The sequence below is a fragment of the Nocardiopsis sp. CC223A genome (genome assembly GCF_030766825.1).
Taxonomy (GTDB): domain Bacteria; phylum Actinomycetota; class Actinomycetes; order Streptosporangiales; family Streptosporangiaceae; genus Nocardiopsis.
In genome coordinates, this window is the sequence record NZ_JASFDV010000004.1 from 87,198 (window position 1) to 106,643 (window position 19,446).

At 73.5% G+C, this 19,446-nt stretch carries 17 protein-coding genes; 9 read left to right on the forward strand and 8 right to left on the reverse strand.

The features are described from left to right. Window positions 1–4: 4 nt before the first annotated feature. On the reverse strand, window positions 5–682 hold the full coding sequence (gene mtrA, locus QJS33_RS02905) for an MtrAB system response regulator MtrA (protein ID WP_073376517.1): 678 nt from the start codon (window positions 680–682) through the stop codon (window positions 5–7). Between the two features lie 449 nt (window positions 683–1,131). Here mtrA and QJS33_RS02910 point away from each other — a divergent pair, with 449 nt between their 5' ends. From QJS33_RS02910 to QJS33_RS02935, 6 genes are all read left to right on the forward strand, one after another. Then, window positions 1,132–2,763 (forward strand): glycerophosphoryl diester phosphodiesterase membrane domain-containing protein, encoded by a 1,632-nt coding sequence (locus QJS33_RS02910; protein ID WP_306366264.1) that lies wholly within the window; start codon window positions 1,132–1,134, stop codon window positions 2,761–2,763. Further along, window positions 2,760–3,383, forward strand: a complete 624-nt coding sequence (locus QJS33_RS02915) for a DUF4129 domain-containing protein (RefSeq protein WP_306366265.1) — start codon at window positions 2,760–2,762, stop codon at window positions 3,381–3,383. The genes QJS33_RS02910 and QJS33_RS02915 overlap by 4 nt, the downstream gene beginning before the upstream one ends. Further along, on the forward strand, window positions 3,380–4,579 hold the full coding sequence (locus tag QJS33_RS02920) for a DUF4350 domain-containing protein (protein WP_306366266.1): 1,200 nt from the start codon (window positions 3,380–3,382) through the stop codon (window positions 4,577–4,579). Before QJS33_RS02915 ends, QJS33_RS02920 begins: the two co-directional genes overlap by 4 nt. A 46-nt stretch (window positions 4,580–4,625) precedes the next feature. Next, entirely contained in the window at window positions 4,626–5,609 is a 984-nt protein-coding gene (locus QJS33_RS02925) for a MoxR family ATPase (protein WP_306366267.1), read from the forward strand. Then, window positions 5,609–6,910, forward strand: a complete 1,302-nt coding sequence (locus QJS33_RS02930) for a DUF58 domain-containing protein (RefSeq protein ID WP_306366268.1) — start codon at window positions 5,609–5,611, stop codon at window positions 6,908–6,910. Before QJS33_RS02925 ends, QJS33_RS02930 begins: the two co-directional genes overlap by 1 nt. Window positions 6,911–7,029: 119 nt before the next feature. Beyond that, window positions 7,030–9,051, forward strand: a complete 2,022-nt coding sequence (locus QJS33_RS02935) for a tetratricopeptide repeat protein (RefSeq protein ID WP_306366269.1) — start codon at window positions 7,030–7,032, stop codon at window positions 9,049–9,051. On the opposite strand, the gene QJS33_RS02940 is transcribed toward QJS33_RS02935, so the two are convergent. Then, a complete protein-coding gene (locus QJS33_RS02940) occupies window positions 9,014–9,274 on the reverse strand; it encodes a DUF397 domain-containing protein (RefSeq protein ID WP_306366270.1) in 261 nt (86 codons plus the stop codon). The genes QJS33_RS02935 and QJS33_RS02940 overlap by 38 nt on opposite strands. A 42-nt stretch (window positions 9,275–9,316) precedes the next feature. Continuing rightward, window positions 9,317–10,321: a stage II sporulation protein M gene (locus tag QJS33_RS02945; RefSeq protein WP_306366271.1), complete on the reverse strand. Its 1,005-nt coding sequence runs from the start codon at window positions 10,319–10,321 to the stop codon at window positions 9,317–9,319. A gap of 113 nt (window positions 10,322–10,434) precedes the next feature. Between QJS33_RS02945 and QJS33_RS02950 the strand changes: the two genes are divergently transcribed. Then, window positions 10,435–11,247, forward strand: a complete 813-nt coding sequence (locus QJS33_RS02950; protein ID WP_306366272.1) for an RDD family protein — start codon at window positions 10,435–10,437, stop codon at window positions 11,245–11,247. Window positions 11,248–11,410: 163 nt separating this feature from the next. Here the strand turns inward: QJS33_RS02950 and QJS33_RS02955 are convergent, their stop codons facing one another. Continuing rightward, complete coding sequence (locus tag QJS33_RS02955; RefSeq protein ID WP_306366273.1) at window positions 11,411–12,673, reverse strand: adenosylhomocysteinase; 1,263 nt, start codon at window positions 12,671–12,673, stop codon at window positions 11,411–11,413. Window positions 12,674–12,921: 248 nt separating this feature from the next. Then, the gene (gene ahcY, locus QJS33_RS02960) at window positions 12,922–14,358 is read right to left on the reverse strand and encodes an adenosylhomocysteinase (protein ID WP_306366274.1); all 1,437 of its coding nucleotides are present in this window, start codon (window positions 14,356–14,358) and stop codon (window positions 12,922–12,924) included. A 128-nt stretch (window positions 14,359–14,486) separates the two neighbouring features. Here ahcY and QJS33_RS02965 point away from each other — a divergent pair, with 128 nt between their 5' ends. Together QJS33_RS02965 and QJS33_RS02970 are read left to right on the forward strand one after the other, a co-directional pair. Beyond that, a complete protein-coding gene (locus QJS33_RS02965; RefSeq protein WP_306366275.1) occupies window positions 14,487–14,879 on the forward strand; it encodes a MerR family transcriptional regulator in 393 nt (130 codons plus the stop codon). 106 nt (window positions 14,880–14,985) lie between these two features. Beyond that, window positions 14,986–16,125 (forward strand): hypothetical protein, encoded by a 1,140-nt coding sequence (locus QJS33_RS02970; protein WP_306366276.1) that lies wholly within the window; start codon window positions 14,986–14,988, stop codon window positions 16,123–16,125. A gap of 18 nt (window positions 16,126–16,143) precedes the next feature. Here the strand turns inward: QJS33_RS02970 and QJS33_RS02975 are convergent, their stop codons facing one another. The 3 genes from QJS33_RS02975 to QJS33_RS02985 all read right to left on the reverse strand — a co-directional run bounded on the left by QJS33_RS02975 (window position 16,144) and on the right by QJS33_RS02985 (window position 19,287). Next, a complete protein-coding gene (locus tag QJS33_RS02975; protein ID WP_306366277.1) occupies window positions 16,144–17,496 on the reverse strand; it encodes a serine/threonine-protein kinase in 1,353 nt (450 codons plus the stop codon). Between the two features lie 196 nt (window positions 17,497–17,692). Then, window positions 17,693–17,869, reverse strand: coding sequence for a Trm112 family protein (locus QJS33_RS02980; RefSeq protein ID WP_013154764.1), 177 nt, complete (start codon window positions 17,867–17,869; stop codon window positions 17,693–17,695). Window positions 17,870–17,934: 65 nt separating this feature from the next. After that, complete coding sequence (locus QJS33_RS02985) at window positions 17,935–19,287, reverse strand: phosphomannomutase/phosphoglucomutase (RefSeq protein ID WP_306366278.1); 1,353 nt, start codon at window positions 19,285–19,287, stop codon at window positions 17,935–17,937. Between the last annotated feature and the right edge of the window lie 159 nt (window positions 19,288–19,446).

Sequence of the window (19,446 nt, forward strand, 5' to 3'; positions counted from 1 at the left end):
CGGGTCAGGCCGTACCGGCCTTGTAGCCGACACCGCGGACGGTCACGACGACCTCGGGGTGCTCGGGGTCCTTCTCGATCTTGGCGCGCAGGCGCTGCACGTGCACGTTGACCAGGCGGGTGTCGGCGGCGTGCCGGTAGCCCCAGACCTGCTCCAGCAGGACCTCGCGGGTGAACACCTGGCGCGGCTTGCGGGCCAGGGCGACCAGCAGGTCGAACTCCAGCGGGGTGAGGCTGATCTGCTCGCCGTCGCGGCGCACGGCGTGCCCGGCGACGTCGATGGTGATGTCGCCGATCTGGAGCACCTCGGGAGCGGGCTCCTCGGTGCGGCGCAGGCGCACACGGATGCGGGCGACGAGCTCCTTGGGCTTGAACGGCTTGACGATGTAGTCGTCGGCACCCGACTCCAGGCCGAGGACGACGTCGATGGTGTCGCTCTTCGCGGTGAGCATGACGATCGGCACCCCGGACTCGGCGCGGATCTGGCGGCACACGTCGATGCCGTCGGCGCCGGGCAGCATCAGGTCGAGGAGGACCAGGTCGGGCTTGGTCTCGCGGAAGGCTTCGAGCGCCTTGTCGCCGTCGTGGACGAACGAGGGCTCGAAACCCTCGCCCCGCAGCACGATGCCGAGCATCTCGGCGAGGGCGAGGTCATCGTCGACAACCAGTACACGTCCCTTCATCGGTGTGTCCGGCGCCGGGCGTCGGTCCCACCCTGTGGGGCGGAGTTCGCGGCGCCTACTCCTCTCTCGTCGAAGAACACGAATGTCAACGTCGTCGGTGCGGTCTCGGGTGCGCCGTCACCGACCGACGCGGGGAACCGTCATTCCCCCCACTCTGCCATCTCCTGGAGCGGTGGGAAGTGCGGTCGATGTCTTTGGGGCCTTCAGGGACCGTTTTCGGCCACTTCGGACGTCCTCCCTGGCCGGGAGGCTGATAGCGCCCTTGATAACGCCCGACCGGTTGGTAACAGAAAGCATACAAAAGGAATGAAGTGCGTCGGTTGCCCGTGAAGGCGCCCGGACCGTGCCCGACTTCGGGGGAACCGGCCGGTAGGTTGTTCTCCGAGACGTGAATGCGGAACCCGGTCCGCTTACGCAGAGTAACCGAACCTCACGGAGGGCGGGGGCAGATGACCCAGGAGGACGACCACCGGAACCCCTCGGGGGAGACCCCGCAGGCACCCGCCGACGGTGGATCGCCCGTACCCGGCACCCAGGAGGGGGCCGGGAACGCGGAGTCCTGGTCCCCGCCGGGGCAGGGGGCCGACACCCCCGGAACGCCGGACGCGCAGGGTCCCGCGGATCCGCGGTACCCGTCCTTCGCGCCGCCCGCGGGCGGCGCCCCCGCGGAGGGCACGCCCGCCGGGTTCGCCGCACCGGGCTCACAGGAGCCCGCGGGACAGACACCCCACGCCCCCGGGTACGGACCGCAGGGCGGCCACGGACAGCCCGGGTACGGCCAGGCCCCGGCACAGGGGTTCGCCGCACCGGGCTCACAGGAGCCCGCGGGACAGACACCCCACGCCCCCGGCTACGGACCGCAGGGCGGCCACGGACAGCCCGGGTACGGCCAACCCGGGTACGGCCAGGCCCCGGAACAGGGGTTCGCCGCACCCGGGTACGGCCCGCAGCCCGGGCACGGCCAGTGGACCGGTCCCCACACCGGACCGCAGACCGGGCCGTGGCAGGCGGCCCCCGGGCAGTACCCGCCGGGCCCGGGGTACGGCCAGGCCCGGCCGCAGGCGCCCAAACCCGGTGTGGTGGCGCTGCGCCCGATGACCCTCGGGGACATCCTCAACGGCGCGTTCACGCTCATCCGCCGCAACCCCAAGACCATGGTCGGCCTGTCGCTGATCATCATGGCGGTCTCCAGCATCGTCACCTCCATCGGTTTCAGCGGCTACATGACCGACTACGGGACGTTCATGGACCAGGCCATGAACGACCCGATGTCCGTCGATCCGAACGACCCGGTGCCCTTCAGCCTCTGGTCGATCCTCACGCTGTACGGCGGCGCCTTCGTCAACTACGCCGGAGTCGTCTTCCTCACCGGCCTGCTCACCACGGCGGTCGGCATGGCCGTGCTCGGCCGCAGGCTGTCCCCCGGCCAGACCTGGGCCGCCTTCCGGGGACGTCTGGGGCCCGCCGTGGGCGTGGCCGTGCTCCAGCTGCTCATCGGGCTCGGCCTGACCACGATCGTCGTGGTCCTCGTCATCGCGGGTGTGTTCGCGGGCGCGACCCTGGCCTTCGCCGGGAGCGAGGGGGCGGGCATCACCGTCATGATCGTCTCCGTGGTGGTCGGGCTGATCGGCGGCGCCGCCCTGTCCGCCTGGATCCTGATCCGGATCTACTTCGCGATGCCCATCGTGGTCCTGGAGCGCGTCGGCGTCGGGGAGGCCCTGACCCGCTCCTGGAAACTGACCCAGGGGAGCTGGTGGCGGGTCTTCGGCATCGTCCTGCTGTCGGCCATCCTCATCGGCTTCGTGACCAACCTGCTGAGCATGCCGTTCAGCATCGCCGCGGTCGTGCCCGCGTTGGTCGCGCCCGGGGCCCTGTGGGCCACGGTCGCATCGGGGGCCATCATCTACCTGGGCAACGTCCTGGTCTACTCCGTGTCCACCCCCTTCACCGTCGGTGTGACCACCCTCCTCTACGTCGACCTGCGGATGCGGCGCGAGGGCCTGGACCTGAGGCTGCACACCGCCGCCCTGTCCGGCCAGGAGGTCGGTCCGGAGATCTACCTGCCGGAGCAGCGGGCGTGACGGCGCCGTTCGCGGCCGTCCTGGAGGTCACCGGGGACGAGGGGCGCCGCCGCGCCGTCGAGGAGCTGAGCGACCCGGTGTACGGGGGGCAGGAACCGTCCCTGCTGGACCGCGTCCTGGAATGGTTCCTCGGCCTGGAGGTCCCCGTCCCGGGAGGCGGCGGCGGGTGGGTCACCGTGGTCGTGCTCGTGGTGATCGCGCTGCTGGTGCTCTGGCTGGTCCTGTGGCTGCGCCCCTCCCGGACCCGTCGCGCCGGGGGCGCCGTCCACCGGACCGCGCCCCGGTCGGCGGCCGACCACCGCGCGGCCGCCCGGGCCCATGAGGAGGCCGGGGAGTACACGGCCGCGGTCACCGAGCGGATGCGCGCGATCAGCGTCGACCTGGAGGACCGCACGATCATCTCGCCGCGCGCCGGGCGCACCGCCACCGAGCTGGCCGCCGAGGCCGCGAAGGCGCTGCCCGGCGAGGCCGGGGGGCTGCGCGAGGGCGCCCGCCTGTTCAACGACGTCGTCTACGGCGACCGCCCGGCGACCGCCGACACCGCCCGGACGCTGCGCGAGCTCGACGAGCGCCTGCGCGCGGCCCGCCCGGCCCTGGCCCCCGAGGAGGCGCACGGATGACCGTCCACTCCCCCGAGGCCCCCGCCGTCCCGGCACCCGCCGACGCACCCCCGGAATCGGCCGTCCGCCGCCTCTGGCGGGCCGCCCGCTTCCCCGCGGTCCTGGCCGCCGCACTCATCGTGGTGTCCGTGCTGATGTCGTTGGGCGACGAGCAGTTCCCCACCGGCCACCTGGAGCCCGGCAGTGTCTCACCGGACGGCACTCGCGCCCTGGTGAACGTGCTGAGCGAGGACCGGGAGGTCGAGGTGGTCCGCTCCTCCGGGGACGCCGCCGCCGCGGTCGGCGCCGCCGACGACGCGGTCCTGGTCGTGTTCCTGGACCACCGGCTGCTGCCCGAGGAGCTGGACCGGCTGGCCGCCCTGGACGTGGACACCGTCCTGGTGCGCCCCTCGGTGCGATCGCTGTCGGCGTTCGCCCCCGGGGTCGAGATGACCGGCCGCGAACTGCCCCGCGACATCCTGGAGCGGCCCCTGGAGCCGCACTGCGACCTGCCCGCCGCCGCGTCCGCTGGCCCCGCCTACGTGCACGGCGAGCTGTACACCGCCGACCCGGGGGTCGACGCCGTGGGCTGCTACCCGGCCGGTGCGGGCGACGCCCTGGTCCAGGTGTCCGAGGACGGCACGACCACCACCGTGCTGGGCAACGGGGGTCCGTGGGCCAACCGGCTCCTGGACCGGGGCGGCGACGCCGCCCTGGCGCTCAACCTGCTGGACGCCGGGACCGTGGTGTGGCTGCGCCCCGACCCGCCCCGGCAGGAGGGCACGGCGTCCCTGACCGAGCTGCTGCCCGCCGGGGTGCGCTGGTCGCTGCTGCCGCTGGCGGTGGGCCTGGTGCTGCTCGTGGTCTGGCAGGGCCGCCGCATGGGCGCGCTCGTGCCCGAGTCGCTGCCGGTGGTGGTGCGCGCCTCGGAGACCACCGAGGGGCGGGCCGGGCTGTACCGTTCGCGCACGGCCCGCGACCGGGTGACCGGCGCGCTGCGCACAGGCTTCCTGGAGCGGCACACCGCCCGGCTGGGGCTGGGGCCCGACGCCCCGCCCGACGCGGTGGTCGCGGCGGTCGCCGAACGCACCGGGGACGACCCGCAGGCCGTACGCGAGCTGCTGTACCCGCCGGGCCCGGACCCGTACGCCGCCGACGACGAGGGCCTGCTGCGGCTGGCCGCCGAGCTGGACGAGCGGTCCCGGAGACTGCGGTGACCGGACCGACGGAGAATTCCGACAGAGCGAGAGAGGTGGACGGCACGTGAGCGCCTTCACACACGAGGCACCCCCCTCGGCCGATGAGGCGCGGCAGGCACTGGTCGCCCTGCGGCGCGAGGTGGCCAAGGCGGTCGTGGGCCAGGACGAGACGGTGACGGCCCTGGTCGTGGCGCTGCTGTGCCGCGGCCACGTACTGCTGGAGGGTGTGCCCGGTGTCGCCAAGACACTGCTGGTGCGCACCGTGTCGGCGGCCCTGTCGCTGGACCACAAGCGGGTGCAGTTCACCCCCGACCTGATGCCCGGCGACGTGACGGGGTCGCTGGTGTACGACCAGCACACCGCGAAGTTCGAGTTCCTCCAGGGCCCGGTGTTCACCAACCTGCTGCTGGCCGACGAGATCAACCGGACCCCGCCCAAGACCCAGGCGTCGCTGCTGGAGGCCATGGAGGAGCGGCAGGTGACGGTGGAGGGGCGCCCGATGGCGCTGCCCGACCCGTTCCTGGTGGCCGCCACCCAGAACCCGGTGGAGTACGAGGGCACCTACCCGCTGCCGGAGGCGCAGCTGGACCGGTTCCTGCTCAAGGTGACGGTGCCGCTGCCGCCGCGGGAGGCCGAGGTGGAGATCCTGGGCCGCCACGCCGCCGGGTTCGACCCCGGTGACCTGGTGGCGGCCGGGGTGACCGCGGTGGCGGGCGCCGCCGAGCTGCACGCCGCCCGCAGGGCGGTGGAGACCGTGCGGGTGGCCCCCGAGGTGCTCGGGTACATCGTGGACCTGTGCCGGGCCACGCGGCAGTCGCCGTCGCTGCAACTGGGCGCCTCCCCGCGCGGTGCGACGGCGCTGATGCGCACCTCCCGGGCGTGGGCGTGGCTGTCGGGCCGCGACTACGTGACCCCCGACGACGTGAAGGCCCTGGCCAAGGGCACCCTGCGGCACCGGATCTCGCTGCGCCCGGAGGCGGAGCTGGAGGGCGCGACCACCGACGGGATCCTGGCGGGCGTGCTGTCCTCCGTCCCGGTGCCGCGCTGATGGTGGTCACCGGCCGGGCGGTCCTGCTCGCGGGGGTGCTGACGGTCGCCGTGGCGTTCTCCGGTTCCCTGGGCCCGTGGGCGGCCGCGGTCGCCGCCGCCGTCCTGGTGGTGCTGGTCGTCCTCGACGTCCTGCTGGCGGCGAGCCCCCGGGCGCTGCGGCTGTCCCGGGCGGGCGACACGTCGCTGCGGCTGGGCGACACCGCCGCCGTGGAGGTCACCGTCGCCAACCCGACGCGGCGCGGCCTGCGCGGGACCGTGCGCGACGCGTGGCCGCCGAGCGCGAACGTCGAACCGGGGGTGCAGCCGCTGCGGGTGGACGCGGGCGAGCGGCGCCGGGTGGGCACGACGCTCACCCCGACCCGGCGGGGCGACGCCCGCGCCGCCGGGGTGACCGTGCGCAGCCTGGGCCCGCTGCGGCTGGCCGGGCGGCAGCGCACCCTGCCGGCGCCGTGGACGGTACGGGTGCTGCCGCCGTTCCACAGCCGCCGCCACCTGCCCGGGAAGCTGTCGCGGCTGCGGGAGCTGGAGGGGCAGCACACGGCGATGGTGCGCGGCCAGGGCAGCGAGTTCGACTCGCTGCGCGACTACGTGCCCGGTGACGACGTGCGGTCCATCGACTGGCGGGCCAGCGCCCGCAACGACGGGGTGGTCGTGCGCACCTGGCGCCCCGAGCGGGACCGGCGCATCCTCATCGTGCTGGACACCGGGCGCACCTCCGCGGGCCGGGTGGGCGACACCCCCCGCCTGGACCACTCCATGGACGCGGCGCTGCTGCTGGCCGCGCTGGCGGGCAAGGCGGGCGACCGGGTGGACTTCCTGGCCTACGACCGCCGGCTGCGGGCGCAGGTCAAGGCGGCCGGCAAGGGCAGCCAGGTGCACCGGATCGTGGAGGCGATGGCCCCGCTGGAGGCGGAGCTGCTGGAGTCCGACCCGGCGGGCATGGCGAGCGCGATCCTGACCGCCCAGGGCCGGACGCGCTCCCTGGTGGTGCTGCTCACCGACCTCAACGCGGCGTCGCTGGAGGAGGGGCTGCTGCCCCGGGTGCCGGCGCTGACCGCCCGGCACCTGCTGCTGGTCGCGGCCGTGCAGGACCCGGCGGTGGCGGCGATGGCGGCCGGGCGCGACGACTCCGCGGCCGTGTACCGGGCGGCCGCCGCCGAGCGCACCCTGGCCGAGCGGCGCCGGGTGACGGCGGAGCTGCGCCGGGTCGGAGTGGAGGTCGTGGACGCCGAACCCGAGCACATCGCGCCAGCGCTGGCCGACGCCTACATCAACCTCAAGGCCCAGGGCCGCCTGTAGCGGAACGACGCGGGGGGCGGGGTGGCCGGTTCCGGCCACCCCGCCCTTTCCCGTGCTCACCGTGTCCGGGCACGTGCGGTCCGCCCGTGGGCGGTGGGGCGCTCGGGCAGTATGTGGGCATGGACTCTTCCCCCGGAACCCATGCCAACACGGTGAGCGGCGACGTGTACGGGCGGCTGCTCCAGGCGCGCGACATCCACAGCGTCACCATCAACGCCGGGGAGCGGCCCGCTCCCCCGCCCGGGGCGGACGTGGTGCTGGACCCGCCGCGCCCCGCGACCGCGGTGCGCGGGCGGGAGGAGCTGGTCGGGGCCCTGCTGGCGGAGATGCGCGCCGGGGCGGCGGTGCCGCACGTGCTGACCGGGCCCGGCGGGTTCGGCAAGACCACGGTGGCGGCGGAGCTGGCCGTGCGGGCGCGGGCCGAGGGGCGCACGGTGTTCTGGGTGCGGCCGGACAGCGTCGCGGCGAGCATGATCGAGGTCGCCGTGGAACTGGGCGGGTCGCGGCGGGAGGCCGAGGAGGTGCGGACCACCCGGCACCTGGCGATGCGGTGGGTGTGGCGGCACCTGGACGGCGCGCCGCGGCCGTGGCTGCTGGTCATCGACAACGCCGACCGCCCCGAGGAGCTGGACCCCGGGAACCGGCCCGGCGACCAGCTGGGGTGGATGCGGGCCAGCCCGGGCGGGTTCGTGGTGGTGACGACGCGGGTGGACGACCCCGCACAGTGGGCGCCGGCCCGGATCCACCGGGTGGAGGCGTTGGAGTCGGGTGCCGCGGTGTCGGCGCTGACCGACCACGCGGCGCTGGAGGGGACGGCCGGGGCCGGGGAGCTGGCGGAACGGTTGGGCCGGGTGCCGCTGGCACTGTCGCTGGCCGGGCGCATCCTGGCCACGCACCGGGTGCTGTTCCCGGACGCCCGCGCACTGCTGGCGCACCTGGAGGAGGGCGTGGACCGGCTGGACGAGCTGGCGGCGCCGTTCGTGACCGGCCCCGACGCGGACCGGAGGCTGCTGTCGGGGGTGTGGGACCTGTCGTTGCGATTGGTGGCGGAGCGGGAGCCGTACGCGGAGCCGCTGTCGCAGGTGTTGGCGGTGTTGGGCCCGAACGCGGTACCGGTGCCGCTGCGGCGGCTGCCGGTGGCGGTGCTGGCGGCCGGACCGCTGGAGGGACTGGACGTGGTGGGGCTGGCCCGTGCCGTCAACGCGCTGCTCGTGCACGGGCTGGTCACCCTGGGCGAGCACGGCGGGGAGACCGCGCTGCGGATGCACCCGCTGGTGGCCGAGACCATCCGGGCCGGGATCGCGGACGGGGCCGTCGCGGACATCGCGCTCGGCCTGCTGGAGCACCAGGGCGGGCACGACCTCTCCCTGGAGTCGGCCGCCTTCCATGAGCTGTGGGACGTCCTGGTCCGGCTCCACGGCCCGGAGCACCCCGCCGCCCTCGTCGCGCTCGCCCACGGTCTGCGGATGCACATGCGCCTGAACCCCGGTGACGAAGCGGTTCCGCCCCTGGAGGAGCTGGCCCGGCAGGCGGCCGGCTTGCTCGGCGCCACCCACCCCGACACCCTGCTCATCCGGCACTTCCATGGCGACGCCCTGCGGGCCGCGCAGCGCATCGAGGACGCGGAAGAGGTCTACCGGTCCGTGCTCGGGGACCGCGAGGCCGTACTCGGTCCCCGCCATCCCGCGACCCTGAGCACCCGCCACCAGGTGGCGCTCCAGGTCCTCCTCCGCGGCGACCGGGACACTGCCGAGCGCGAGTTCCTCGCCGTGTGGGAGGCATACGCGGGCGACGAGACCGATCGGACCGCCATCACCGCGTTGGAGAACCTGTCGTACATCCGCATGCTGCGGGGTGACTTCGACGCCGCGGAGCAGGGGTTCGCCCGGGTGCGCGCCGCCAGGGCGGGAACCCTCGGGGAAAGGCACCCGCACACCATCGACGCCGACTACTACCTCGCCCGCAACGCCGCCGAACGCGGCGATCACGCACGGGCGGCGGCCCTGTTCGACGCGGTCGCCGCCGCACGGGCCGGGATCATGGGAGGAGAACACCCCCAGACACTGCTCGCGAAGGAGCACGCGGCGAGAGCACGAGAAACGGTCAACAACAGGCGGGGCGGTCGCACACGGTCGGAATGAGGGCCGACCACTCCCGCGATCCGACTGTCAGAACGGCGGCCTCCCGGTGCTGCGTGTCCCGGATCAGGGCGGCGGGGGAGGCCCCGAAGTTCACCTCGACGCAGTCCGTCTCCGCGGCGCTGTACGTGCTCTTGAACCAGGTCGGTGCGAAGGCGATCTCGACGCAGGCGAAGTTCTCGGCGGAGCTGTAGGAGCTCTTGAACCACTGGAGGGCTTCACTCATGACGCCGACACTGCCACACACAAGCCCGGCACGGTAGGGCTTTCAGGCCACCGGCACCGCCGCGGGGGCGTTCCGGATGTCGCCCGTCTCGCCCTCCAGGTAGGCCCGGCGGCCGACCACGAACACGTACAGCAGGAACAGCACCTCCGCCAGCACGCCGATGCCCAGCGCCACCGGCACCGGGATGTGCCCGGCGACCGTGTTCCCGGTGACCAGGCCCTCGATCAGGCCGGAGATGAACAGCACCACCGCCAGCCCCAGCGCCGCCGCCACCGCCGAGCGGCCCTCCTCGCCCAGGGCGCGCAGCCGGGTGCGGTTCCCGGGGGCGATGAGCGACCAGCCCAGCCGCAGGCCGATGCCGCCCGCCACGAACACGGCGGTCAGCTCCAGCAGGCCGTGCGGCAGGATCAGGCCGAAGAACACGTCGGCCCGGCCGTGGCCGATCATCAGCCCGGCCATGGTGCCCACGTTCACCGCGTTGATCAGCATCACGACCAGCGTCGGCACCCCGAACGCCACGCCGTACACGATCGCCTGTGCCGACACCCACGCGTTGTTGGTCCACACCTGGGCGGCGAAGGAGCCCCGCGGGTTCTCGACGTAGTAGTTCGCGAACTCGTACTCGACCACCTGGGCGACGTACTCGGGCGTGCCGATCGCGTGCATCACCGCGGGATCGGCGACGATCCACCAGGCCACGGCGGCGGCGATCCCGACGGTGCCCGCGGTCATGCCCAGCCACCACCAGCGCAGCCGGTACAGGATCGCGGGGAAGACCCGGGTGAAGAACCCGAGGATGTCGCGCCAGGCGGGGTCGTGGGCGCCGGTCACCGCGGAGCGGGCGCGGGCGATCAGCGCGGACAGGCGGCCCACCAGGGCGGGGTCCTGGCCCGAGGAGCGCACCACCGACAGGTGGGTGGACACCCGCTGGTAGAGGTCGACGAGTTCGTCGATCTCGGCACCGTCGAGGTGGCGGCGTCGGCGGACCAGCCGGTCCAGGCGCTCCCATTCCCGGGCGTGCGCCGCGGCGAAAACGTCGATATCCACGCAAGGGACCCTACCGTCTCGCGGCCCGGGAACGCGGCCGGTGGGAACGCGGTGCCCGCCCTGCGGGTAGTGTCAGGGGGGAAGTTCCGTTCGGCCCCGAGGGAGCAGCACCGGTGTCCTATCCCGGCGGTGGTGAGGTACGCGGCGACGCGTACGGTACGACGCCCCTGGTCACGGGGGACGCGGTGGTCCTGGACCTGCGCGCGGCGGGGTTCGCGACCCGGGCGGTGGCCCTGGTCATCGACGTGATCGTGCAGGGCGCGCTGCTCCTCCTGCTGGCCGTGCTGGTGTTCTGGATGGGCACCACCATGGACCCGGCGGCGACCGCCGCGGTGTACCTGGGCGGCACGATCCTGATCCTCGTGGGCTACCCGACCGCGTTCGAGACGATCTCGCGCGGCCGCTCCCTGGGCAAGATGGCGCTGGGCCTGCGCGTGGTGGGCACCGACGGGACGCCCGAGCGGTTCCGGCAGGCGCTGGCGCGGGCCCTGGCGGGGTTCGTCGAGATCTGGCTGACGACGGGCGTGATCGCGCTGATCACCTCGATGCTGAGCAGGGACGGGCGCCGGGTGGGCGACTTCCTGGCGGGCACCATGGTCGTGGAGGAGCGCACGGGGCGCCCGCGCCAGGAGTACGTCGCGATGCCGCCGTACCTGGCGGGGTGGGCGTCGGGTGCCGACCTGTCCCGGCTGTCGCCGGAGTCGGCCGCGGCGGCCCGCCAGTACGTGCTGCGCTACCGGGAGTTGGCCGAGCACACCCGCTACGAGATGGGCTTCCGGCTGGCCGACACGGTGGTCGCGCAGATCAGCCCGCCCCCGCCGCCGGGGGTCGCGCCGGTGGACTTCCTCGCGGCCGTGCTGGCCGAGCGCCGCCGCCGTCAGGAGACCGCCCTCCGGAACCACCGTTCCCGCCCCGCCGACCCCTGACCGGGCCGTACACGGCCAGGGGTGCCAGGAGCGCAGGTAGGACTCCTGCTCAGGGGTGGTGGACTTCCTCGCGGCCGTGCTGGCCGAGCGGCGCCGCCGCCAGGAGACCGCCCTCCGGAACCACCGTTCCCGCCCCGCCGACCCCTGACCGGGCCGTACGCGGTCAGGGGTGCCAGGAGCGCAGGTAGGACTCCTGCTCGGGGGTGAGGGTGTCGATGGTGACGCCCAGGGCGGCCAGCTCCAGTCCGGCGACCTCGGTGTCGATCTCGCCGGGGACGTCCACGACCCCCGGGGCGAGGTCCCCGTGGGCTCGGGCCAGCCAGGCGGTGGTGAGCGCATGGGCGGCGAACGACAGGTCCATGACGGCGGCCGGGTGCCCCTCGGCGGCGCCCAGGTTGACCAGGCGGCCCTCGGACAGCAGCAGGACGCGGCGGCCGTCGGCGAACTCGTACTCGTCGGCGTGCTCGCGCACCCCGCGGTCCACCGCGACGGCGAGCCGGTCCAGCGCGGCCAGGTCGACCTCCAGGTCGAAGTGGCCGGAGTTGGCGAGGATCGCGCCGTCGCGCATCAGGGCGAGGTGCTCCTCGCGGATCACGTCGCGGTTGCCGGTGACGGTGATGAACACGTCCCCGACCGGGGCGGCCTGCGCCATGGCGGTGACCGTGTACCCCTGCATGACGGCGTCCAGGGCCTTGACCGGGTCCACCTCGGTGACGATGACGCGGGCGCCCATGCCGCGGGCGCGTTCGGCCAGGCCGCGCCCGCAGTAGCCGAACCCGGCGACGACGACGGTGCGGCCCGCGAGCATGGTGTTGGTGGCCCGCAGGATGCCGTCGATGGTGGACTGCCCGGTGCCGTACCGGTTGTCGAACATCCGCTTGGTGGCGGTGTCGTTGACCGCGACCATGGGCAGCCGCAGCTCGCCCTCCGCGCTCATGCGGCGCAGCCGGATGACACCGGTGGTGGTCTGCTCGCAGCCGCCCAGGACGCCGTCGAGCAGGTCGGGGCGGGCGGCGTGCAGGGTGTGGACGAGGTCGCAGCCGTCGTCCAGCAGCAGGTGGGGACGGGTCTCCAACACCGTGACCAGGTTGCGGTCGTAGGCGGCGGGGTCCATCCCGGCCCAGGCGTGCACGGCCACCCCGTACTCGGCGACCAGCGCGGCCGCGGTGTCGTCCTGGGTGGAGAGCGGGTTGGAGGCGGCCAGGGCCACCTCGGCGCCGCCGGCGCGCAGGACGCGCAGCAGGTTGGCGGTCTCGGCGGTGACGTGCAGGCAGGCGGCGACGCGCAGCCCGGCCAGCGGCCGCTCGGCGGCGAAGCGCTCGTGGACGCTGCGCAGCACCGGCATGGACCGCTCGGCCCAGGCGACCCGGCGCACCCCGGCGGGGGCCAGGGACAGGTCGGCGACCTCGTGTGGAGTCCCGGTCATGGTGCCCGTTCTGGAGAGACGGCTCCGGGGCCGGTGTACGGCACCGGCCCCGGAGGAGTGACGGCCCTGGGGCCTGTACTCCGAACACCCTCCTGTGCCGCAGTGGTCCGCACGAGGCGCCGGCGGGGTTCCGGGGCCCTGGAAGCCAGGTCCGAGGAACGAGGACTTCGCCGGAGGGACCGGAGGTCCCCGCCCTCGAAGGGCGCCGCGCACGGACCGAGGCGGAGCGGAGGTTCGGAGGAACAGTCCTAGTAGCGGTAGTGGTCCGACTTGTAGGGGCCTTCGACGTCCACGCCGATGTAGGCGGCCTGCTCCTTGCTGAGCGTGGTCAGCTTGACGCCGAGGGCGTCCAGGTGCAGGCGGGCGACCTTCTCGTCGAGGATCTTGGGCAGCGTGTAGACGCCGACCGGGTACTCGTCGGGCTTGGTGAACAGCTCGATCTGCGCGATGACCTGGTTGGTGAAGCTGTTGGACATCACGAAGCTGGGGTGGCCGGTGGCGTTGCCCAGGTTGAGCAGGCGGCCCTCGGACAGCACCAGGATGGTGTGGCCGTCGGGGAAGGTCCACTCGTGGACCTGCGGCTTGATCTCCTTCTTGACGATGCCGGGGACCTTGGCCAGGCCGGCCATGTCGATCTCGTTGTCGAAGTGGCCGACGTTGCCGACGATGGCCTGGTGCTTCATCGCCGACATGTGCTCGGTCATGATGACGTTGAAGTTGCCGGTGGTGGTGATGAAGATGTCGCCGGTCCCCACCACGTCCTCCAGGGTGGTGACCTGGTAGCCGTCCATGGCGGCCTGGAGGGCGTTGATCGGGTCGATCTCGGTGACGATGACCCGGGCGCCCTGGCCGCGCAGCGCCTCCGCGGCGCCCTTGCCGACGTCGCCGTAACCGCACACCACGGCGACCTTGCCGCCGATGAGGACGTCGGTGGCGCGCATGATGCCGTCGGGCAGCGAGTGGCGGATGCCGTACTTGTTGTCGAACTTGCTCTTGGTGACCGAGTCGTTGACGTTGATCGCCGGGAACGCCAGGTTGCCGTCGCGCTGCATCTCGTACAGGCGCAGGACACCGGTGGTGGTCTCCTCGGTGACGCCCTTGATGCGGCCGGCGATGGTCGTCCACTTGGTCGGGTCCTGCTTCAGGCTCGCCTGGAGCAGCTTGAGGACGACCTCGAACTCCTCGCTGTCGGCGGTGGAGGGGTCGGGGACGGCCCCGGCCTTCTCGTACTGGGCGCCCTTGTGGACGAGCATGGTGGCGTCGCCGCCGTCGTCCAGGATCATGTTGGGGCCCTCACCGCCGGGCCAGGTGAGCGCCTGCTCGGTGCACCACCAGTACTCCTCCAGGGTCTCGCCCTTCCAGGCGAAGACCGGGACGCCCTTGGGGTCGTCGACGGTGCCGTCGGGGCCGACGACGACGGCGGCGGCGGCGTGGTCCTGGGTGGAGAAGATGTTGCAGCTGACCCAGCGCACCTCCGCGCCCAGCGCGACCAGGGTCTCGATGAGGACCGCGGTCTGGACGGTCATGTGCAGCGAGCCCATGATGCGGGCGCCCTGGAGCGGCTTGCTGTCACCGTACTCGGCGCGGGTCGCCATGAGGCCGGGCATCTCGTGCTCGGCGAGCCGGATCTCGTCGCGGCCGAAGTCGGCCAGGGACAGGTCGGCGACCTTGAAGTCGAAAGCCATGCGTTCCTCACTCGTGATGGTCGTGGCGCCCCTGATTCTAGGCCCGCACGCCCGTCATCGGCGCGAATCTGACAATGCGGCGTCAGATACCGCCGATGTGGGCGCCGGGCTCGGTTAGGGTCGTCCGCATGGCCCTGGACGACACCTCTACCGCGTACGGCGGTCCGATGCCCATCTCGGCGGCGGCCGAACGGGTGGGGACGACCCCGCGCATGCTCCGGTACCGGGAGGCACTGGGGCTGCTGCCCCGCACCCAGGAGCAGCCGACGGGGCGCGGGCACCGGCACCGCCGGTTCACCGAGGAGGACCTGCGGACCATCGCGACCGGCCTGGACCTGGAGCGGGAGTTCGACATCCCCCCGGCCGCGCTGGCGTTCGCGCTGCGCGTGCTGTCCGAGCCGGAGGTGCTGGCGCGGGTGCGCGCCCACGGGGAGCGGCTGGGCCGACTGGCCCCGGCGCCGACCCGCGCCCTGGATTTCGAGAAGCAGAAGGCGATGCGCCTGCTGGGCAGACGCCCCTGACGACGCAGGTCGGAACCGGTCCGCACGTACGGGCCGGGTTCCGGGTGCGCGGTCAAGGGGCCATCGGGCAGGTTTCACCGCAGTGCCCACGGGCTACGGAGAAGGCGTGGATACCCTACGCCTCAGCGCGGACCCGGCCCGGCTCCCCGACCGCGTGCGCGACGAGCTGACCGACGTCGACCGGCTGCGTCGGATCTGGTCCGGGCACCGGCAGACCCAGCCCCGCCAGGCGCGCGAGGCCGCGCGCCGGTCCCTGGTGCGCTCCCGGATCGAGGGGGCCGGAGTCGGCGGGGCCCTGGCCGAATTCCTGGAGTCGACGCTGGCGGACGGGATGGGCGGCCGCGCGCTCGGCCCCGAGTACGTGCTCGAACTCGCCGACCGCGTCCATTCCCTGCCCGCCCCGGGCGCCTTCCGCGCCCCGGGGACCCCCCTGGCCGCGTACGGCCACGCCCGCGTCGTGTCCGCCCCCGCGGCGGTCCCCGGCCACCCCCTGATCCGCGCGGCGCACACCTACGCCGAGACGCTGGCGGTCGTCACCGAACTGGACGACGGGAACGAGGCGCCCCGGCTGTTGCCGTGGCTGGCCGCCGCGCTGGTGCTGCGCCGTTCGGACTTCCCGCCGCTGCCGCCGGTGCACCCGCCCGCGAGTACCGACCCGGATCCCGACGAGCGCCTGGCGCCGACCGTGTCGGCGCTGGCCCGGGCCGTCACGGCGGCGCTGCGCGACGAGCTGAGCTGGACGCCGCCGGAGTCCGTTCCCGACCCCGGGGAGCCGGTGCCGCCGCTGGCGGCGGTGACCAGCCGCCGGGTGACGGAGCACCTGCGCTCGCACCGGGAATCGGTGGGCCTCATCCTGCGCGGCCTGGACCCGGCGGCGCGCGCCGCGGTCCGCACCGGCGGCTGCGACGCCGGAGTCGGCGCGGAGGGCCTCTCCGAGGCGGGGCGGGCCGTGCTCACCCCGGGGGCCGCGCACTGGTGGACGACGCTGGAGCTGCTGGTGGACGACGTGACGCTGTCGCTCGTGGTGGTGGTGCAGGAGATCGGCCGCCCCCGCACGGGGGTGCTGGCGGTCACCGTGGACGGGCGGCTGACCGATCCCGACGGGGTGCGCGACCTGCCGGGGATCTCGGGCACCGAGGGCGTGACCCTGATGCCCACCGACTGCGTGGACGACCGCTGGCCGCGGATCCGCGACCTGGTGGACGAGGGGGTGTCCCTGGCGCTGGGCGAGCTCACCCGCATCTGAGCCCGCGGGCGTCGCGGGTCAGGAGACGACGATGAGGATCAGCAGCAGGACGAGGATGAGGATCGTCATGAGGACCGCCGGGATCACCCAGCTCTGCTGGAGGAGCGAGTCCTCGGCGGGGGGCTGCTGGACCGGTCCGCCGTAGGTCTGGTTGGGGTTGCCGGTCACCAGCGGGTTGCCGAACTGCGGCTGGGGGCCCTGCGGGTAGGGGCCGACCGGCCGCGGGTTGGACGTGCCGGGGTGGCCGGGCATGCCCATCCCGTGCTGCGGGTTGGACGTGCCCGGGTGGCCGGGCATGCCCATCCCGTGCTGCGGGTTGGAGGTGCCGGGGTGCGGGTAGCCGGGGCGGCCCTGCACCGGCATGCCGGGCTGGGGGTTGGAGGTGCCGGGGTGGCCGGGCAGCCCGGGGCGGGGGTTGGACACCCCGGGGTGGCCGTGGCCGAACCCGCCCTGGGGGCCGGTCTGCGGGCGCACCGGCATCTGCCCCTGCGGGATGAGCCCGGTCTGGGCGATCTGTTCGCCCTGCTTGACGGCGTCCTCGGTGGAGGGGGCCTCCTCGGCGTCCTCGTGGCCGAGCAGGCGCATGAGGAGCTTCTGGGCGGTGGGCCGCTTGGCGGGGTCCTTGCTCAGGCAGGCCGCGACGATGGGGCGCAGGGCCTCGTCGACGCCGTCGATGTCCGGCGGGGCGCTGATGACCCGGTGCACGACCGCGGGGACGGTGTCGGAGCCGAACGGCGCCCGGCCGCTGGAGGCGAACGCGATGACGCAGCCCCAGGCGAAGATGTCGCACTTGTCGGTGATGCCGTGTCCCTCGATCTGCTCGGGCGCCATGTAGGAGGGCGTGCCGACGATCGAGTTGGTCATGGTGGCGGTGCCGTCGTCGATCCGGGCGATGCCGAAGTCGATGACGCGGGGCCCGTCCGGGCCCAGCAGCACGTTGCCGGGCTTGAAGTCGCGGTGGACGATCCCGGCCTTGTGGATGGCCACGAGCGCGGTGGCGGTGGAGACCGCGAGCCGCTGTAGCGCCGAGCCGCGCAGCGGGGCGCCCTTGGCGACCGTCTCCTGTAGGTCCTTGCCGGGCACGAACTCGCTGACCACGTAGGGCGGGTCGCTGTCGAGCTGTGCGTCGATGATCGCGGCGGTGCAGAAGGAGGCGACCTTCTGCGCGGCGCGGACCTCCTTCTCGAACCGCTTGCGCAGGTCGCTGTCGCGGGACCACTGGTCGTTGAGGACCTTGACCGCGTACTCCTCGCCCTGCGGGTCCTCGGCCAGGTACACGATGCCCTGGCCACCCTTGCCCAGGCGTCCGGTCACGCTGTAGTCGCCGAACGCGGAGGGATCGCTCGGCTGTAGCGGTTCGGGACCGGGCATCGGTGTCCTCCAGGGAGGTCGTGTTGAGCGGGTGGGCACGAACAGGGTACGGGTTGCGGGGGTATGGGACGGTGCGCCCGTCACCCCCCGGAGACGAAGTCTCTCACTTCGCCGCACCCGCTATGACTACCGGAACGTCCATAACGTTCCATAGGGGTCCGACACGAATTCGGGCCCCTGCCCGCCCGGGACGCCGTCAGCCGATCTTGCGGGCCTCATCGACCAGCAGGACGGGGATGCCGTCCCGGATCGGGTAGGCCAGGCCGCTCTCGTCGCAGACCAGCTCGTCGGTCTCGGGGTCGTGGCGCAGCGGCGCCTGGCTCTGCGGGCAGGCCAGGATCTCCAGCAGCCAGCCGTCGATCTTCGTGCTCATGGTCCTCGTTCCTCGTCGTGCGGGGCGGGACGACCGAACGTCCCACCCCTCCATCATGCCCCCTCTCAGGAGCGGACGATGGCCAGCACCTCGTCGCGCAGCGCGTTGACCGCCTCCGTGTCGGGGGCCTCGACGTTGAGCCGCAGCAGCGGCTCGGTGTTGGAGGCCCGCAGGTTGAACCAGGAACCGTCGGGCAGCGCGACGGTCAGGCCGTCCAGCTCGTCGACCTCGGCGCCCTCGCGTCCGGCGAACGCGGCGCGCACCGCGGCCGCGCGGTCCGCGGCGTCGGCGACCTCGGAGTTGATCTCGCCGGAGGCGGCGTAGCGCGAGTACTCGGCGGTGATCTCCGACAGCGACCGCTCGTCGGTGCCCAGCACGCGCAGGACGTGCATGGCGGCGAGCATGCCGGTGTCGGCCTTCCAGAAGTCGCGGAAGTAGTAGTGGGCGGAGTGCTCCCCGCCGAACACCGCGCCGGTCTCGGCCATGGTGGCCTTGATGTAGGAGTGGCCCACGCGGGTGCGCACCGGGACACCGCCGTGCTCGCGGACGATCTCGGGGACGGCGTGGGAGGTGATGAGGTTGTGGATGACCGTCGCGCCGGGGTCCTTGGCCAGCTCCTGCACGGCGACCAGGGCGGTGATCGCCGAGGGCGGCACGGCGTCGCCGTTCTCGTCCACGACGAAGCAGCGGTCGGCGTCGCCGTCGAAGGCCAGGCCCAGGTCGGCGCCGGTCTCGCGGACCTTCTTCTGGAGGTCGACGATGTTGGCCGGGTCCAGGGGGTTGGCCGGGTGGTTGGGGAAGGTGCCGTCGAGCTCGAAGTAGAGCGGCACGACCTCCAGCGGCAGGCCCTGCTCCAGGACGGCGGGGACGGTGTGGCCGCCCATGCCGTTGCCCGCGTCCACGACGACCTTGAGCGGCCGGATCCCGGACAGGTCCACCAGGGTGCGCAGGTGGTCGGCGTACCCGGCGAGCAGGTCCCTCTCGGTGACCGTCCCGGCCGGACCGTCGTGGGCGGGCACCCCCTCCTCGGCCAGCCGGCGGATCTCGGCCAGGCCGGTCTCGGCGCTGATGGGGGCGGCCCCGGCCCGGCACATCTTGATGCCGTTGTACTGGGCGGGGTTGTGGCTGGCGGTGAACATCGCGCCGGGCAGATCGAGCGCACCGGAGCCGTAGTACAGCAGGTCGGTGGAGCCCAGCCCGGCGAAGACCACGTCGACGCCCTGGGAGGTGACGCCGTCCGCGAAGGCCCGGGCCAGTTCGGGCGAGGAGGGGCGCATGTCGTGGGCGACCACGACGGCCGGTCCGCCGACGACCCGGGCGAAGGCCGCCCCGATGGCCCGGGAGATGTCCGCGTCGAGAGTGTCGGGGATCACACCGCGTACGTCGTATGCCTTGAAGATGCCTGCGAGGTCTGCCACGTCTTCTCCGGCCGGATCGGTCCTGCTCCGAATGGTCATGCCGCGCGGAGGCCGGGCCATCAGCCGAATTTCCGACTTACCGTTTCCGGTGGTCCGGAAATTCGCATGCGGCACCGCGGCGGACCGCGCGCGCTACCAACCTAGCAAGGGGTCCGGCGG

Bases quoted from the DNA above. Each gene is read 5' to 3' on its own strand.
- QJS33_RS02930 (WP_306366268.1), top strand. From the start codon at position 5,609: ATGGTGGTCACCGGCCGGGCGGTCCTGCTCGCGGGGGTGCTGACGGTC.
- QJS33_RS02955 (WP_306366273.1), bottom strand. From the start codon at position 12,673: ATGACCGGGACTCCACACGAGGTCGCCGACCTGTCCCTGGCCCCCGCC.
- QJS33_RS02935 (WP_306366269.1), top strand. From the start codon at position 7,030: ATGGACTCTTCCCCCGGAACCCATGCCAACACGGTGAGCGGCGACGTG.
- QJS33_RS02940 (WP_306366270.1), bottom strand. From the start codon at position 9,274: ATGAGTGAAGCCCTCCAGTGGTTCAAGAGCTCCTACAGCTCCGCCGAG.
- QJS33_RS02965 (WP_306366275.1), top strand. From the start codon at position 14,487: ATGGCCCTGGACGACACCTCTACCGCGTACGGCGGTCCGATGCCCATC.
- ahcY (WP_306366274.1), bottom strand. From the start codon at position 14,358: ATGGCTTTCGACTTCAAGGTCGCCGACCTGTCCCTGGCCGACTTCGGC.
- QJS33_RS02920 (WP_306366266.1), top strand. From the start codon at position 3,380: ATGACCGTCCACTCCCCCGAGGCCCCCGCCGTCCCGGCACCCGCCGAC.
- QJS33_RS02910 (WP_306366264.1), top strand. From the start codon at position 1,132: ATGACCCAGGAGGACGACCACCGGAACCCCTCGGGGGAGACCCCGCAG.
- QJS33_RS02980 (WP_013154764.1), bottom strand. From the start codon at position 17,869: ATGAGCACGAAGATCGACGGCTGGCTGCTGGAGATCCTGGCCTGCCCG.
- mtrA (WP_073376517.1), bottom strand. From the start codon at position 682: ATGAAGGGACGTGTACTGGTTGTCGACGATGACCTCGCCCTCGCCGAG.
- QJS33_RS02975 (WP_306366277.1), bottom strand. From the start codon at position 17,496: ATGCCCGGTCCCGAACCGCTACAGCCGAGCGATCCCTCCGCGTTCGGC.